Here is a 16,336-nt window from a genome sequence, read left to right on the forward strand (position 1 = left end):
ATAGGCCGAATCCCCGGCGCCGGTTGTCTCCGCAGCGCCTAGCGTGGGTTCCAAACGCCCGATGCGGGAAAGGATTCTTCTCCGATGATGCTGCACTGCACCCTGGTTCCGGCCCCGGGGTCCGCACTGACGTCCGGACCCCTGGAACTGGCCATCGAAGTGCCGGCGGGTTGCTCGGGCGCGGAACTTCAGGCGGCAATCTCCCGGCGGTACGGGGCGGGGGAACTCACAGTGGACCGGGTTCCGCTCGCTGCCTTGAGGGTCGGCCAGGACCCTCTCGTGCAAGGCGCCATCGTGGTGGACGGCGCCGCACCGGCCGCCGCCCTTGACCCGCCACCGCTCGTCCTTGCCGTGCACGGCGGGCCAGGTGCCGGCCTGATATTTCCGTTGCGGCGAGGGCGGTTCCGGATCGGCCGCGCCGGCACCGAGGTCGTGATTCCGGATGCCGAATTGTCCCGCGAGCATGCCGAGCTGGAGGTCACTGATTCCGCCGTCACCCTCCTCGATCTCGGGAGTGCCAACGGGGTCAGCGTCGATGGACGGAAGGTGCACGCGGCAGCCGTCTCCACAGACTCCCTGATGGAGTGCGGCGGCTCGTCGATGTCCCTTGTTTTCAGCGGCACCCTGGACCCCGGAATCCCGGCCGCTGCAGGCTCCGACGTCTCGGTGCCGTTAGTGGTCAGCAATCCCATGGTGCACAGCAACAGGGCGGCCCTGGTGCTTGCCGCGGCCCTCCCGCTCGGCATAGGAGTCGGACTGGCCATCCTGACGGGAATGTGGGTCTTTCTGACCTTCACGGCCGTGTCGGCGGTTTCGGTCCTGGTGCCCGTCGTGACGGGCAGAAGGCAGCGCCGCGAACTGCGGGCCGCCGTCGCCGCTGCAGCGCTTGAGGACAAGGAACGACGACGACGGGCCGCACCATCCGCGGGTGAGCTGTCCCTGCGGGGTTCATTGGCTGTACCCGGACCGGCCGAGGTTCCTGCCGAGGTTCCTGCCGAGGTTCCTGCCGAGGCGGGACCCGTCTGGCTGCGGCTCGGACGGGCGCCCCAGGACGCCAATATCCGGCTGGAACCGCCGGACCCCGGCTTCCGGCCACCGCCGCTTGGAATGGTTCCGGTGACCCTTGATCCCGGGACGACGGTGACCACCCTTCGCGGCCCCGCAGGCGCTGTGGCCGGGCTGGCCAGGTCCGTCGTGATGCAGCTTGCCTGTTACCCGGTGGCCCGGCGGACCAGGCTCGTTATCCACGGTCCGACCCCGCAGCTTCTGGCCGCGCGTTTCCTGGCGTCGGCAACGCTTTCCATGCATGAGGCCTCGACCATGCAAGCCCTGGCAGCTGGCTTCGGTCCCGACTGCGAGCGCGGCGTGCTCCTGATCGTCTCCGCCCGGGGAACCGCCGCGTTGCGCTCCGTGGCCGTCAGCCGGGGCTGGCAGGTCCTCGACTGCACCGGCAGCCCGGCCCCGGCTGACGGGATGGCCCTCGTCCTCACGGAACGCACCGCCCGGTTGTCATCTGCCCGCTCATCGCTGGAATTCATCCCCGATCTTGTTCCGTCGAGCGTCTTCGACCGCAACTGCCGCCGGCTGGGGGCCCCGGCCCCTGCATCGGCTTCCGGTGCGGGCAAACCGGAAGCCCGCTCCCTGGGCGATCTTCTTCCGCTCGCGGCGGCGGACATAGCCTCGCGGTGGGCCGGGTCCGCCGGTGCTGGTGGTCTCGCCGTCCCGGTGGGCACCGGAAAGTCCGGCACCCTGCGGCTGGATCTCCAGGCGGACGGTCCCCACTTCCTGGTGGCGGGCACTACCGGGTCCGGCAAGTCAGAGTTCCTCCGCACCACAGCCGCGGCGTTGGCGGCCGCCCATTCACCGGACCGCGTCAATCTGCTGTTCATCGATTTCAAGGGCGGATCCGGCCTGCGGCCGCTGGCCGGGCTGGTCCACTGCGTGGGGCTCCTGACTGATCTGGACGTCAACGAGGTGGCGCGCACGCTGGTCTCGCTGGAGGCGGAGGTGCGCCGCCGGGAAGAGCTGCTCGCCTCGTACCGGGCCGCCGATCTCACGGACTACGAGTCCCTTGAGCCCTGCGGGCCGCCGTTGCCCCATCTGGTCCTCATCATTGACGAATTCAGGATGCTCGTTGACGAGGCGCCGGAGGCCCTGGCCGAGCTCATGCGGATTGCTGCGATCGGGCGTTCCCTCGGGATACACCTCATCATGGCAACACAGCGTCCCCAGGGCGCCGTTTCCGCGGACATCCGGGCGAATGTGACCAGCTGCATCGCCTTGCGGGTCCAGTCCGAGCTGGAATCCCTCGACATCATCAACTCCCGGCTGGCGGCGGCGATTCCGATCACGAGTCCGGGCCGCGCCTACCTGGTCCGCGGAAACGAAGCGCCGGAGGAGTTCCAGACGGCGACGGTCGCCGCCCCGGGCGCCGGGTTGGTCCGCGGCCCCGCCGTGATGCAGGCGATGGAATACCTTTGCCGCCCGTTAGCGGGCGGGTCCTCCAGCGTGGCGCCCGGCCCCGCGCAGCCTTCCCTGGCGGCCAGCGAACTGGCGGAGGCAGTTGCCGCGGCCTGGGAGTCGACCGGCGGCGATCCGCCGCGCCGTCCCGTCGCGGGGCCGCTGCCCAAACTACTGCCATTCCCCCCTGACGGGAGCCTCGGGCGGATCAGGCTGGGTCTGGTGGACGTGCCCGAAGAACAGCGCGTCGCCGAGTTCGGCTGGCGTCCGGCCCGCCACGGCCATCTAGCGCTGGTCCCCGGAAACAGCGGCGGTGCCGACCCCGCGCTGGGACTCATCCTGGCTCAGCTACTCAGCTGTGGTGATGAAGCACATCTCTACATCCTGGATGCCTGCGGGTCGTTCAGCGATGTGGTCGCATCCCCGCGGGTCGGGGCTGTTGTGGGACTGCACGAACTCCGCCGGGCCGCGCGGCTGCTCGAGCGTGTCTGCGAGGAAATGACCCGGAGGCTGGGCACGGCCCGGGCGGACGACGCTCCGGATCTCGTCCTCGCACTGTGCGGCTGGGGATCCTGGGTATCGGCGTTTCGGGCCGGTCCATTGGCGTGGGCCGAAGATCTGGTCCACGACATTGTGCGCGACGGCGCAAGGGCGGGGGTCACTGTCCTGGTTGCGGGTGAACGGGAGCTCGTGACCTCACGGTTCTTTGCTGCCATTCCCAACCGGATCTTCCTGCCCGCGGGCTCGACGGAGGAGGGGCGGCTTGCCTGGCCCCGGCTGCCCGTCATCGAAGCGGCTGCCGGCCGGGCAGTGGTTTTCGGGCCGCTGTCCGCCGCGTCCTCTCCGTCAGGTCACGTGGCACAGCTCTTTGAGCGGTGCTCCCCCGCCACCCGGGGCGAAGCCGCGGGTGCTGTGCGAACCCGGCCGTTCCGAGTTGAGCCCCTTCCAGGTCTGGTGACAGTCGCCGACGTCCTCGCCCGGGCCGGGGCCGCATCGAGGCCTTGTCCCCCGCCCGGCCACCTGCGCCTCGGAGTCGGCGGCGACGAACTCCTCCCAGCGGGCGTCCCGCTGCCTGCCGGCGGCGTCCTTGCCGTCCTCGGCGGTCCCGCCTCCGGGAAGACCTCGCTGCTGTTGGCACTGCCTGGCCTCAATCCGGCCGCCAGCTGTCTCCGGGCCCCCGAGGCAGCGGATCGGGAACGCTACTGGACCCGGACCCACGAGGCCGCACTCTCGGGTGGGCTGGACCCTGCCGCGGTTCTCCTCGTGGACGACCTCGATCTGCAGTCGCCCGAAACCAACGGCCGGCTGCTCCTGCTGAACAGTCTCGGCTGGCGGGTGGTCCTGACTGCCGGTTTCGGCGCGGGCATCCGGCAACGCGTCCCGCTGGTACAGAACGCCGCCGGCCAGGGGCGGGGCGTGCTGATCGGCCCGCGGGGGCTCATGGACGGAGAACTCTTCGGGGTCAGGTTCGAGCCCGAACAGAGCCCTCCCCCGGGCCGCGCGGTGCTGATTTCAGACGGGCGCGCACGGGCGGTACAACTCGCGGTAGATCCCGCCGAAGACAGCCGCCGCACCGGACCAGAACCTGGACCCGGGCGCGGATCTTGACAGTGGCCTGACGGCCAGACCCCGGCTACAGGGCGGGCGGTGCGCCGCCGGCGCGGGACGCGAACGCGATCACACGCTTGTCGAAGAGCACAACGATGGCCACCACCGCCGGCAGCAGCATGGCCAGGCCTGCCCAGGGGTATCCGCCCGTCATGGTTGGAAAGCCGATCGTGAGCGTGAAGAGCTGCGCCACCAGCGCACCGGCACGAGGCCAGCGGTATCCGCGGAACAGGTAAACAGCCACGGCGAAAAGCCACGCGGAGAAGGCCAGCAGGAGGCCTAGCGTGAACACTGCGCCCCAGAAGGAGAGCACCGGGGCGCCGGACAGCAGTTGGCTTCCGTACCAGACTGCCGCCACGAGCAGCGCCGCCGCTTCCAGTGCCACGACGACCGAAATCACCAGGATCCCCGCGGGCCGCAAGGCAGTCCCGCCGCTCGCACCCGCAGGGGCTCCGGCGGGGTCGCCGTCGCGGTTGCCGGCAGCTTCGGAGGGGTCTTCAGGGTCTCTTGACACACTGGCACAGTACCGGACATAGTCGTCTAGATGTGAGGGCGCCGCCAGCCAATGTGATGCATCGCTCACGATCCCAAGGCATTTTGCAGCCAATTACCCCTTGTTTACGCAGCGTTAACATGACACGCTTAATCCAGATGACCGAGGGGGCCCCAGAGGGCCCCTTTCTTATGAAGCCTCTAGTGAATAATTTCACAAAGGCATTTCAATGAGTGCCCAGGAAATGGAGTGACTGATCAGCATGGATTGGCGTAACCGCGCAGCGTGCCTTGACAAGGACCCGGAGCTTTTCTTCCCCGTAGGAAACACCGGTCCTGCCCTCCTGCAGATCGAGGAAGCAAAAAGTGTTTGCCGTCGATGCCCCGTTGTCGACACCTGCCTGCAGTGGGCACTGGAGTCCGGCCAGGATGCCGGCGTCTGGGGCGGCATGAGCGAAGACGAGCGCCGCGCCCTGAAGCGCCGCGCAGCCCGCGCCCGCCGCGCCTCCTAGCTCCAGGATTCCTGAAGCCGGCCCGCCGCCGGTCCGCTTACCGCGGCAGGACAGCACTGGCCGCAGACCAAAGGTCTGCGGCCAGTGCTCGTTAAGCCGCCGTCCCTGCTACCGGGTGGCCAGGCTCAGGACAATCTGGACGGCGGTTCCGCCGCCCTCCCGCGCACTCCACTGGATGCTGCCGCCCAGTTCGCTGGTCACCAGGGTGCGCACGATCTGCAGGCCGAGCCCCTCCACATACGGAGTGGCCGGGATGCCGACACCATCATCCGCCACCGTCACGGTGAGCAGCTCGTCACCGTCCTCGCTTTCGGAGCGGTCCGCGATCAGCCAGACGGTTCCGGTCCGGCCCTCCAGGCCATGCTCGACGGCGTTTGCCACCAGCTCGTTGATCACCAGGGCCAGCGGGGTGGCAAAGTCACTCGGCAGCTCGCCGAAGAGTCCGGAGCGTGCCGTCTTCACCTGCTGTGACGGGGAAGCCACTTCGGCCGAGAGCCGGAACTGGCGGCCGATGAGCTCATCGAAGTCGACGCTCTGGGTCAGGCCCTGGGACAGCGTCTCGTGCACGAGCGCAATCGTGGCCACCCGCCGCATCGCCTGCTCGAGCCCCTGTTTCGCCTCGTCGCTGACCATCCGCCGTGACTGCATCCGCAGCAGGGCAGCGACGGTCTGCAGGTTGTTCTTCACCCGGTGGTGGATCTCGCGGATCGTGGCGTCCTTCGTGACAAGTTCCATCTCCCGCCGCCGCAGCTCCGAGACGTCCCGGCAAAGCACCAGGGCGCCAAAGCGGTGCTGTTCGTCGCGCAGGGGAATCGCCCGCAGCGACAGGCTGACCCCGCGGGACTCAATTTCACTGCGCCACGGCATGCGTCCCGTGACCACCAGCGGCAGGGTCTCGTCCACCATGCGGCGGTCCTTCAGCAGGCCCGCGGTCACCTCGGCCAGGCTCCGGCCCTCCAGTGACTCGCCGTCGCCGAGCCGGCGGAACGCGGAGACCCCGTTGGGGCTCGCGTACTGGACGATGCCCTCGGCGTCGAGCCTGATCAGGCCGTCACCGACGCGAGGCGCGCCGCGGCGCGAACCGGTGGGCGAGGCAAAGTCCGGCCAGAGTCCCAGCGTCCCCATCCGCAGCAAATCGTAGGCGCATTGCCGGTAGGTCAGCTCCAGCCGCGAGGGCATCCGCGAGCTGGAAAGGTCCATGTGGGTGGTGACGATGGCCAGCGTCCGGCCGTTGCGGACCATCGGCACGGCCTCCACCCGAAGGGCCATGTCGCTGCTCCAGTTGGTCTCGTTGGAGCGCTCGATCGTGCGGCTCTCCCACGCCTTGTCCACCAGCGGCTTCAGATCAGACCGGATCCCCTCCCCCACGAAGTCGGCATGGAACACCGTATGCGTGGTGGAGGGGCGGACGTGGGCCAGGGCCACGTAGCCGAACTCCGGGTGCGGAAACCACAGCGCCAGGTCCGCGAACGCCAGGTCCGCGACCATCTGCCAGTCGCCGACGAGCAGGTGCAGCCACTCGGCATCCCCCGGCCCGAAATCAGCATGCTCCCTGATAGGGTCCGTAAAGATTGCCACAGCACCTCCATTTGCGACGCGGGCAGCTTCAACTGCCTATCGTCGAACGATTGACCTCAAGAGCCTCAATGCTACCGACAGCGAGGCCATGTCATCGGCCTCAAGGGCGTTCACCTCGTCAAACATGCTCTTCGCGCGGTCCAGCTGCTCGACGTTCTGGCTCTCCCAGGCGGCAAGCCGCTCCTCCGCCGGCATTTGTGCGGGCGTTGCCTCCAGCACCGCCGTGGTCATGTCCGAAACGGTCGAGTAGAGATCGTCACGGAGGGCCGCACGGGCCAGTGCCTGCCAGCGGTCCCGCCTGGGCAGCTTCGTGATGCGCTCCAGCAGGGAGTCGGCGTGGAAGCGGTTGAACACCGTGTAATACACATGGGCGATGTTCTCCACGGGTTCCGGGCTGACGTGGACGATCTTGGCGATGTCAAGCAACACAAAGCTCTCGAACAGTTCCGCCCAGCGGTGGGCCAGGTCCTCCGGCAGTTCCCAGCCGCGCGCCTTTTCCAGCCAGTCGGACACCCGGGCGCGGTCGTCGCCGCGCAGGTAGTCCAGCAGGCGGGCCCGCATTGGATCCATCAGCGGCTTGAACTCTCCCACGATTTCGGCAATGGGGCGGGAGGCGTTGCCCTGGCTCAGGACCCACCGCACGGCGCGGTCCAGGAGCCGGCGGATGTCCAGGTGGACGGTGCTCCAGTGCTCCGTCGGGAACGAGGCGGGCAGCTCGTTGAGTTCCCCGACCATGATCTGCAGTTCGTAGACTTCACGGAGCGCCACAAAGGCCTTGGCGACGGCGGCCTCGGTGGCCGAGGTCTCTTCCATGGCCCGGAACGCGAAGGTGATGCCGCCCATGTTGATCATGTCGTTCGCCACCACCGTGGCGATGATTTCGCGCCGCAGCGGGTGGGTGTCGAGTTCGGCGTCGAACCTGTCCCTCAACTGCTGCGGGAAGTAGGCCCGCAGGGTTTGCCGGAACCACGGGTCCTCGGACAGGTCGCTGTCCCTCAGTGCCGAGGCGAGTTCGATCTTGGCGTAGGCCGCCAGGACGGACAGCTCCGGCGAGGTCAGGCCCTGGCCTTGGTCCAGCCGCTCGCGCAGCGTTTCGGTGGTCGGCAGCGCTTCCAGATCGCGCTTGAGATCCGCGGACTTCTCCAGCCAGTCCATCAGGCGTTCGTAGCTGGGGCTCCATTCGGAGACCCGCATCCGGTCATTGAGCAGCAGGATGTTCTGGTCGATGTTGTCCTCCAGCACGAGGCGTCCGACTTCGTCGGTCATCGATGCCAGGAACTCCGAACGCTCCGCCGGATCCAGCTTCCCCGCGGCAACCATCCGGTCCACGAAGATCTTGATGTTAACCTCATGGTCGGAGCAGTCCACGCCGGCGGAGTTGTCGATCGCGTCGGTGTTCAGGATGACGCCCTGCAGTGCCGCCTCAATCCGGCCGTGCTGCGTCATGCCGAGGTTTCCGCCTTCACCGACCACCTTCACGCGCAGTTCGCGGCCGTCGACGCGGATGGAGTCATTGGCCTTGTCGCCGACCTCGGCATTGGTTTCGGTGCTGGCCTTGACGTAGGTGCCGATGCCGCCGTTGTACAGCAGGTCCGCCGGGGCGAGCAGGATCGCACGCAGCAGTTCGGGCGGGCTGAGCCGGGTGGTCCCGTCGGGCAGGCCGAGCGCGGACCTGACCTGGTCCGAGACCGGGATGGACTTCGCCTGCCGGGCGAAGACACCGCCGCCCTCGCTGATCAGTGTCTTGTTGTAGTCATCCCAGGAGGACCGGGGCAGCTCGAAGAGCCGCTGGCGCTCGGCGAAGGAGACGGCCTCGTCCGGGGTGGGATCGAGGAAGATATGCCGGTGGTCAAACGCCGCTAGCAGCCGGATGTGCTTGGACAGCAGCATGCCGTTGCCGAACACGTCGCCCGACATGTCGCCGACGCCGACGACCGTGAACGGCTCGGACTGCGTGTCCAGGTCCAGCTCGCTGAAGTGGCGCTTGACGGACTCCCACGCACCGCGTGCGGTGATACCCATGGCCTTGTGGTCGTAACCGACCGAGCCGCCGGAGGCGAAGGCATCGCCGAGCCAGAAACCGTATTCCGCGGCCAGGCCGTTGGCGATGTCGGAGAAGGACGCCGTGCCCTTGTCGGCCGCGACAACGAGGTAGGAATCGGCGTCGTCGTGCCGTACGACGTCGGCCGGCGGCACCAGCTGCTCCCCCTCCTGCGTGGTAACGAGGTTGTCGGTGACATCCAGCAGTCCGCGGATGAACGTCTTGTAGCTCTCAACGCCCTCCGCCATCCACGCGGTGCGGTCTACTGCCGGATCCGGGAGCCGCTTGGCGTAGAAACCGCCCTTGGCGCCGGTGGGCACGATCACGGCGTTCTTGACCGTCTGGGCCTTGACCAGGCCGAGGATTTCGGTGCGGAAATCCTCGCGCCGGTCCGACCAGCGCAGCCCGCCGCGGGCGACCTTGCCGAAGCGCAGGTGCACACCCTCGACCCGGGGCGAGTAGACCCAGATCTCGAACATGGGCCTGGGGAACGGCAGGCCCTCGATGGCGGCCGGGTTCAGCTTGAAACTGAGGTGCGGTTTGTTCTGGAAGTAGTTGGTCCGCAGCGTCGCCTGGATCAGGTTCTTGAAGGTGCGCAACACGCGGTCGGCGTCGAGGGTCGCGACCTTTTCGATCGCTGCGTCCAGTGCGGTGAGGACCTCGTCCTGCCTGATCCGGCGTGCCTCCTCGCCGAGGGAGGGATCGAAGCGGGCCTCGAACAGGGCACTGAGTCCGCGGTTGACATCGGGGTTGGCCAGCAGGGTGTCGGCCAAGAATCCGTAGGAGTTGGTATTGCCCATCTGCCGCATGTACTTGGCATAGGCGCGCAGCACGACGACCTGGCGCCAGTGCATTCCCTCCCGCAGCACCAGCCGGTCGAAGCTGTCAGACTCCACCGCACCGGACACCGCGGCGCCAAAGGAGTCGGCGAGCAGCTGCCCGGTCTTGAGCGGGTCCACCCCGGCCGGGTACTTCAGGCCCAGGTCGTAGAGGAAGAAGTCGCGGTGGTCCGCAGTTTCGATCTCGAACGGGCGTTCGTCCAGGACCTCGAGGCCCAGGTTGTGGAAGTAGGGCAGGATCTGGCTCAGGCTCTTGGGTTCGAGCATGTAGAGCTTGACCCGGGCGTCCTCTTCGAGCGTCGCACCGGCGCCGTCGGGGAGGTAGACGTGGACGCCGGGATGTTCCGCGGCGGTTTCCTCCGCGGGCGCGGCACCGTACTTCTCGAAGCGGGCGATGTCCTCCAGGGCATCCTCCACCTCATAATCGACGCGGTAGCTCGCCGGGAAGGCCTCGGCCCACACGACGGCAAGTTCCATGGCCCCGTCGTCCTCGATGCCGCCGGCGCGGGCCCGCAGGACCTCGGTGATGCCTTCGCTCCACGAGCGGGCGGCGCGGACCAGCCGCTTCTCGAGATCATCGCTGTTGACGTTGCTGACGTCCGCGTTCTTCGGCAGCCTGATCCGGAAGAAGAGCCGGGCCAGCGCGGATTCGGTCATCCGCGCCTCGTAGTCGATCGACACGGCGTCGAAGGTCTCGCGGAGTTCCTGTTCGATGCGCAGGCGCACGTTCGTGGTGTACCGGTCGCGCGGAAGGTAGACGAGCGCGGACATAAAGCGCCCGTAGATGTCCGGACGGAGGAACAGCCGGGTCCGGCGCCGTTCCTGCAGCCGCTGGATGCCGGTGGCAATGTTGGCCAGATCGGGGATTTCTATCTGGAAAAGCTCATCGCGGGGATAGGTTTCCAGGATGCCCAGGAGGTCCTTCCCGGAGTGCGAATCCGGCGGGAAGCCGGCCTCGCTCAGTACCGCAGCGACCTTCTCGCGGACCACCGGGATGTCCCGCACGGAGCCGGCGTAGGCCGTGGTGGCGAAGAGCCCGATGAAACGTCGTTCGCCGTTGACGTTGCCGGCTGCGTCGAAGCTCTTGACGCCGATGTAGTCCAGGTACGCGGAGCGGTGGACGGTGGAACGGGAGTTCGCCTTGGTGATGACAAGCGCGCGCTTTTCGCGTGCCTTCTTCCGGCCCGTCTCGGTGAGGTGCTGGATCTGGTGCGGGGTGTCGGCGCCCCCGCGCAGCAACCCGAGGCCGCTCTCTTCCCGGGGTTCCAGGACATCCTCGCCGGATTCGTTCCTGAGCTCATATTCGCGGTAGCCGAGGAAGGTGAAGTTCCCGTCATCCAGCCAGCGGAGCAGCTCCTGGGCCTGGCGGAGTTCGGCAATCTGCGCGGGATTGGCCAGCGTGTCCAGGTCCTGGGCAATCTGCAGGGCCCGGTTCCGCATCTTCGGCCAGTCCTCGACTGCGGCACGCACATCGGCGAGCACCCGTCCGATGCCCTCCAGCAGCGCCGAACGCTTCGCGTCGTCGACCAGGTCAATTTCGACGGCGATCCAGGACTCCATGTGGGAGGCGTTGTCGCCCTGGGCAATCAGGTGCGAGAGGTTGGGCATCGCGGCGGTGTCTCCGCTGGAGATGCCAAGGTGCGAAGGGACCCGGGAGACCCGGACGAGTTCGCCGCTCTCACGGTTGCGGGTCACGACAAACAGCGGATGCATCACCAGGTGGATGGGGGCTTTCTGCCGGACGAGTTCCGCATTGACCGAGTCAACGAGGAACGGCATGTCGTCGGTGACGATGTAGACGACGCTGCGGTCGGCCTCGTCGGCGATGGTGATGCTTGCGATGCCCGGGAGACGGTTCGCCGCGGTGCGGCGGTGGGTTTCCGCCCGCGCAGCGAGCAACTCCTGGGGGTACGCCCGCGCGTCTTCTTCGGCGAGGTGCTCATAGTAGTCCCTCAGGTAGCCTTCTTCGGCACCGATCGCAACGGGCTGATCCTCCACACTGGACCCAGACGACATCGACAAACGCCTCCATAAAAAAGGTTCATGGCCGCTTCGTTGCGGCCCTCAGAGCGAGCCTAACCCTTTAGCCACCGCTTCGCTGTGGAAGAAAATACAGAGGATCCGCCATTCCGCTGGACGGGTGCACAAACGAGCGCTGCAATGCCCCTCCGGAGCGCGGAATCAGGTGCGGCCTCCAGCAGCAGGGACCCGGCGAGCAGGGCCGCATCAGCCGCGGCCGGGTCCGCCGGGAGGAAGGACCCCAGCGGGACGGTGGGACCGTACCGCTCCCACGCGTCGCGCAGCTGGCGCTCCGGGGACCGGCCAACAGCGGACGGCCGGACCTTGTTCAGCACCACGCGCGGGGACGAGTTCGGGACGGCCGTTTCCAGTTCGGCCAGGCCGCGGACCAGCCTCGGGACGCCGATCGAGTCAGCCGCCCCGACGGCGAACACCGTGTCCGCCAGCTCAAGGCTCCGCAGCGTCGCGGCGTTCCGGCGCGGGGCCATCACGTCAAAGCTCAACTCCTCGTCGCTTTCAAGGCAGAATCCTGTGTCTATCACGATGACTTCCATGACTTCGCGGGCCCGGGCCAGCACGAGGGAAAGTGCTGCGGCACGGAGTTCAGTCCAGCGGTCCGCCCGGGTGATGCCAGTCAGCACGCGGAAGGTGCCCGCTCTCGTGGCCACTGGAACCGCAATCCGGAGCAGCGCTGCCGCGTCAAGGAGACCCTGATCCGCCAGACGGCATGCCTGGGCGAGCCCGGCCGATTCATCCAGCAGGCCCAGCATGGCCGCGACGCTGGCACCATAGCTGTCGGCATCCACCAACAGCACCGATTTTCCCTCCGCAGCGAGTTCCGCCGCCATGTTAGCCGCCAGCATGGTCCGGCCCGGGGAACCGGCGGGCCCCCAGACCGCAATTATCCGCCCCGCGCCGGCCCCTTCCATCCCCTCCGCGGTGGCTGCGCCGCTCGGACCGGGCGCGGGTCCTTCATCGGCGAGGCGGGGGTTGCTGGCTCCCTGACGGAGCCACGGGTCAGCTCCTGCCAGCTGCGCGACGGACGCCGTAATGCGGCTGGCAAGTGCGGCGGCGTCGACCCCGGTAAGTTCGGAAGCCACGCCGATCCCCTGCAGCCGTAACGTTTCCTCCGGACTGTCGGTCAAGGCCAGGACAGCGACGCCGACGGCGGACAGCCGGTCAACCAGCGACGCGGTCAACTCAGCGCTGCCCTCCGCCACAACGGCGGCACGCGCCAGCCCCCCCTGGCAGGCGGCCAGCAGTTCTGCCAGCTCGTTGCACCTCCGGACGACGGAAACCGGCCCGTGGAGGCGCTCGAGTCTGCCGACGAGGTCTTCGCGCGAGTCCCCGACGGTGACGACCGGGATGCTCATTGGCCCGCCCCTCCCGGATTCCAGACCACGGAGATCTTCGCCTTGTTGGCCTGCGCCCCCAGCAGGTTCGGCATCTGCTGGTCCGTCACCAAAACCATCACGACAGTGGAGCGGGCGGACCCCAGCGAAGTGCCGCCCTGGGTGATCTGGGCGATTTCCGCGCCGGGCAAGAGCAGCGTCGGCTGGCTGAACCCGTTCCGGTCATCGGGCAGTGCCACCCAGACATCCACCCGGGAGCCGGCAACCGCCTGGGCTGGCAGGGCCTCATCGATGGTGACCCCCACGGGCTTCCGGTCCAGGCCGTCCAGCTGCCCGAGGCTCGCGCGCGGCACCAGCTGGTCCTTGCCGATTCTCTGGACGGCTACGAGTCCGTCGGCTACGCCGGCCGCAGGCGTGAGATAGTGCTGTTCGACGTCGCCGAGACGGACCTTGACGCGGTTGAGTTTGTCCACGGACAGTGTTTCGCCCACCGCGATCGCCTCCCGTGCGGTGTAGGCCTCGGCGGTCTGGTCCGCGGCCCCGACCAAGGAGACGACGCCTGCCACCGAGGCCAGAACGAGCAGGATGCCCACGAGGAGCCTGGGGTCTTTCCAGGATGGTTTCTTCAGCCGCGCCCCGCCGCCCACCGTGGTCACACCCATGCGCCCGCTCCCCCTGTAGTCGCCGCCCGGTACTGGCCGGGCACCATCATTGTTACGCCTTCCCGCCCGGACGGGAAGACGCGGGGACAAAGAAGTGCAAACTGTGGATATCTGCCTCAGATGGCGTCATCGGTGGCAAAATGGTCTCATGCCCCGATTCCTGACCCTTGCCGACGTAGCAGAGCAGCTCCAGATCAACGCCCCGGCTGCCTATGCGCTCGTGCGGAGCGGTGAGCTCAAGGCCATTCAGGTCGGCGGACGCGGCCAGTGGCGTGTCGAGGAGAAAATGCTTGAGCAGTACATCGAGGAACGGTATGCGGAAGCAAGCCGGATGATCGAAGAGGCAAAATCCAAGACCCGCTGAACCCGGCGTGCCGGGTGGGGCTGCCGCCATTCTCCCGCCGGAAGTCCGGCACCTAGCCGCCCGGGGTCCTGGCCGACCTGATCCCGGCCAGCGCGGCAAAGGGAAGGGTCGCCACCTGTCGGACATTCGCCGCTCGACGCTCCTCGCCGTCCCCCGTGACCGCCAGGTCAAGGTAGTCGCGCCCCACCCGGTCAATGACCCCGTGGAGCACCGACTCCCCCGCTGCGCCGCCGGAAATCAGCACGGCCAGGCTGGCCCGGTCCCGCGCCAGACCCCGCAGGGCGCTGGCGAGGCCAAGCCCCTGCCGGACCCTGGACGGCTCCGTCACGGCGAGCCGGGAAAGCCCGAGATAGCGGACCGCGGAGGCATAGGGAACCAGCACCTGATGCAGGGGCTCATCCAGCACGAGCGCTTGGCTTCCCGCGTGGCTCAAGGTCCCCTCGAACGTTGATCCCGAGGCAAGCTGGACCACCACCAGCAGCCCCAGCGACCCGCGAAGCCGATCCGCGAGCTCCACCGCCGCCGACTCCGCGCGCGTCCGCTCGGTGATTTCAGCGTCGAGATCCAGCCGCTCACTGGCAGCCATTTGGGTCTCCAGATCGGAAAAGAGGGCATCCCAGCGCATGGCGCCAGCGTAGGCGCGCCTTTCCCGGCGGTCAATCCGCAAACCGTAAAAAACGGTCCTAGACAAAAGACCGCTGACGGGATCAAACTAAAGCTAAAGGTATTAAACGCTATCAAACAATATCAAATGTCATCAAAAGGCTCTTTATTCGATGGCAAGGGAGTAGCGAGGCGGCGGACCATGGCTGAGGCATCTGTACCGAAACACGGTGACCGGGGTGTGGTTCCCGCCGATGCGGCCATGGCAGCCGCCGTCCTGCTGCTGGGCGTGTTTCTCGCCGGGACAGGAGGAAACATCGTTAGGCGCTGGGAGTCCTCCTCGGCACGGCACCAGTCCGTGGGGTTCGAGGACCAGATCGGCATGGTCGCGAATACAGCCGGGCTGATCGTGATCGTCTGGTGGGCCATGTCCTTTGTCATTGCCGTCGTGGCGGCGCTCCTCGAACGCTGCGGGAAGCTCCGCGCCGCCTCGGCCGCCGGAAAGTTCACTCCCGCCTTCATGCGCCGCCTCGCCCTGTCGGCGGTCGGACTTCAGTTGATCACCGCTCCGCTCGCCACGGCTTCGACACTTCCGGACCTGGCCGGGATGGCGTTCGGCACGCCCGCAGCATCCGCCGGATGGACTCCGGTGCAGGTCCCGGGTGGGACCGGCGCTCCCCCGCCGTCCCCCGGTCCGGCGTCCGGACCGGGGTCCGGGCCGGGGCCTGGGCCTGCGCCCGGCACGCCGCCCACCGCCCCACCCGCTGCCCCGGCCATCGCGAATCCGCAGTGGCAGCCGCTCAGCCCGGTCGTCGAACCCGGACCGCTGGCGGGACGCTCCTTGCGGCACCAGCAACCCGCGGGCCAGGGAGCTGAGGTGACAGTGCGCCCCGGCGACTCCCTGTGGAGCCTGTCAGCAGCCCGGCTGGGACCTTACGCCTCCGATGTCGACATCGCTCTGGACTGGCCCCGCGTCTACGAGGCCAACAGGGACACCATTGGAGGCAACCCCCACCTGTTGCGACCCGGCCAGGTGCTCAGGCTTCCGCCCGGACCCTGACATTGCAGACCCGGAACCGAAGACGCTCTCCGCGGCACGACACCCACAGCTCCCCCGGAAAGCATCCGGGAAGACACGATCCAGATCCACAGGAAGTTCCGAACTGCAATCCCAACAGCAAAGGAAGCACCATGAGCGCCATGACCAGCCCCCGCGCCGCCGCGGAAGCCCCCGTCCCCACACCAGCGCCGCTCCGTCTGGTCCCGCAAAGCACGGCACCCCCTGGACCTGCGGCAGCTCCTGCTGTTCCAGCCGTGCCGCTGCGGTGGTTGGCCGATGAAGAACGGGAGATCTGCGCGATTTCCCGCAGCACGGTTCAAGCGGCCATCGAGGTCCTGGCCGGCACCCGGCCGGCACAGCAGCTTGCCCGGCGGCTCGACGAGCGCTGCCTTGCGGCACTGCAGCACCGGGCTGCCCTGACCCGGAGGGTGCCGTGCGGGGCGTCGCCGACGGCAGGGCGGCTGCACCGCAACTCCTCCGTCCGCTCTGTCCGGGCCTGCCGGGTGTCGGCGGACGTCTATGAGGCCAGCGCCGTTGTGGTCGAGGAGCTGCGGGTCCGCGCGGTCGCCCTGCGGCTGGAGCGCAGCAGGCTCGTGTGGCGGGTCACCGCGCTGGAAATCGGTTGACAGCCGCGGCGTGGTGTCGGCTGCAAGCCGCTGGGGCCCACTGAGAAGAACAACGGAAGGAGGAGACAGAAGTAATGAAAGAGGACCGGAACATGTTCCGGTCCTCGTTGATTACTTCTG

11 protein-coding genes are annotated in these 16,336 nt (G+C 67.8%); 5 read left to right on the forward strand and 6 right to left on the reverse strand.

Annotated elements, in window-relative coordinates:
• Window positions 1-84 precede the first annotated feature (84 nt).
• Entirely contained in the window at window positions 85-4,068 is a 3,984-nt protein-coding gene (locus tag QCD75_RS16465; protein ID WP_301230369.1) for an FtsK/SpoIIIE domain-containing protein, read from the forward strand.
• Between the two features lie 25 nt (window positions 4,069-4,093).
• Here QCD75_RS16465 and QCD75_RS16470 read toward each other — a convergent pair whose 3' ends face one another.
• Complete coding sequence (locus QCD75_RS16470; protein WP_441005503.1) at window positions 4,094-4,582, reverse strand: hypothetical protein; 489 nt, start codon at window positions 4,580-4,582, stop codon at window positions 4,094-4,096.
• Between the two features lie 241 nt (window positions 4,583-4,823).
• Here QCD75_RS16470 and QCD75_RS16475 point away from each other — a divergent pair, with 241 nt between their 5' ends.
• Window positions 4,824-5,072: a WhiB family transcriptional regulator gene (locus QCD75_RS16475; RefSeq protein ID WP_003804966.1), complete on the forward strand. Its 249-nt coding sequence runs from the start codon at window positions 4,824-4,826 to the stop codon at window positions 5,070-5,072.
• A 108-nt stretch (window positions 5,073-5,180) separates the two neighbouring features.
• On the opposite strand, the gene QCD75_RS16480 is transcribed toward QCD75_RS16475, so the two are convergent.
• The 4 genes from QCD75_RS16480 to QCD75_RS16495 are packed head-to-tail and all read right to left on the reverse strand — an operon-like array spanning window position 5,181 to window position 13,563.
• Entirely contained in the window at window positions 5,181-6,650 is a 1,470-nt protein-coding gene (locus tag QCD75_RS16480) for a sensor histidine kinase (protein WP_301230370.1), read from the reverse strand.
• A 36-nt stretch (window positions 6,651-6,686) separates the two neighbouring features.
• Window positions 6,687-11,546 (reverse strand): NAD-glutamate dehydrogenase, encoded by a 4,860-nt coding sequence (locus tag QCD75_RS16485; RefSeq protein ID WP_301230371.1) that lies wholly within the window; start codon window positions 11,544-11,546, stop codon window positions 6,687-6,689.
• A gap of 59 nt (window positions 11,547-11,605) precedes the next feature.
• Window positions 11,606-12,922 carry an AAA family ATPase gene (locus tag QCD75_RS16490; RefSeq protein WP_301230372.1) on the reverse strand — a complete coding sequence of 439 codons (1,317 nt, stop codon included), beginning with the start codon at window positions 12,920-12,922 and terminating at the stop codon, window positions 11,606-11,608.
• The gene (locus tag QCD75_RS16495) at window positions 12,919-13,563 is read right to left on the reverse strand and encodes a hypothetical protein (protein ID WP_301230373.1); all 645 of its coding nucleotides are present in this window, start codon (window positions 13,561-13,563) and stop codon (window positions 12,919-12,921) included. The genes QCD75_RS16490 and QCD75_RS16495 overlap by 4 nt, the downstream gene beginning before the upstream one ends.
• A gap of 148 nt (window positions 13,564-13,711) precedes the next feature.
• Here QCD75_RS16495 and QCD75_RS16500 point away from each other — a divergent pair, with 148 nt between their 5' ends.
• Window positions 13,712-13,927, forward strand: coding sequence for a helix-turn-helix domain-containing protein (locus QCD75_RS16500; protein ID WP_056425852.1), 216 nt, complete (start codon window positions 13,712-13,714; stop codon window positions 13,925-13,927).
• A 52-nt stretch (window positions 13,928-13,979) separates the two neighbouring features.
• Here QCD75_RS16500 and QCD75_RS16505 read toward each other — a convergent pair whose 3' ends face one another.
• Complete coding sequence (locus QCD75_RS16505) at window positions 13,980-14,513, reverse strand: hypothetical protein (RefSeq protein ID WP_367400665.1); 534 nt, start codon at window positions 14,511-14,513, stop codon at window positions 13,980-13,982.
• A 219-nt stretch (window positions 14,514-14,732) separates the two neighbouring features.
• Between QCD75_RS16505 and QCD75_RS16510 the strand changes: the two genes are divergently transcribed.
• A complete protein-coding gene (locus QCD75_RS16510; RefSeq protein ID WP_301230375.1) occupies window positions 14,733-15,590 on the forward strand; it encodes a LysM peptidoglycan-binding domain-containing protein in 858 nt (285 codons plus the stop codon).
• 131 nt (window positions 15,591-15,721) lie between these two features.
• The gene (locus tag QCD75_RS16515) at window positions 15,722-16,216 is read left to right on the forward strand and encodes an Rv3235 family protein (protein WP_301230376.1); all 495 of its coding nucleotides are present in this window, start codon (window positions 15,722-15,724) and stop codon (window positions 16,214-16,216) included.
• Window positions 16,217-16,336 lie beyond the last annotated feature (120 nt).

The sequence above is a fragment of the Arthrobacter sp. PsM3 genome, from assembly GCF_030433895.1.
GTDB lineage: Bacteria > Actinomycetota > Actinomycetes > Actinomycetales > Micrococcaceae > Arthrobacter.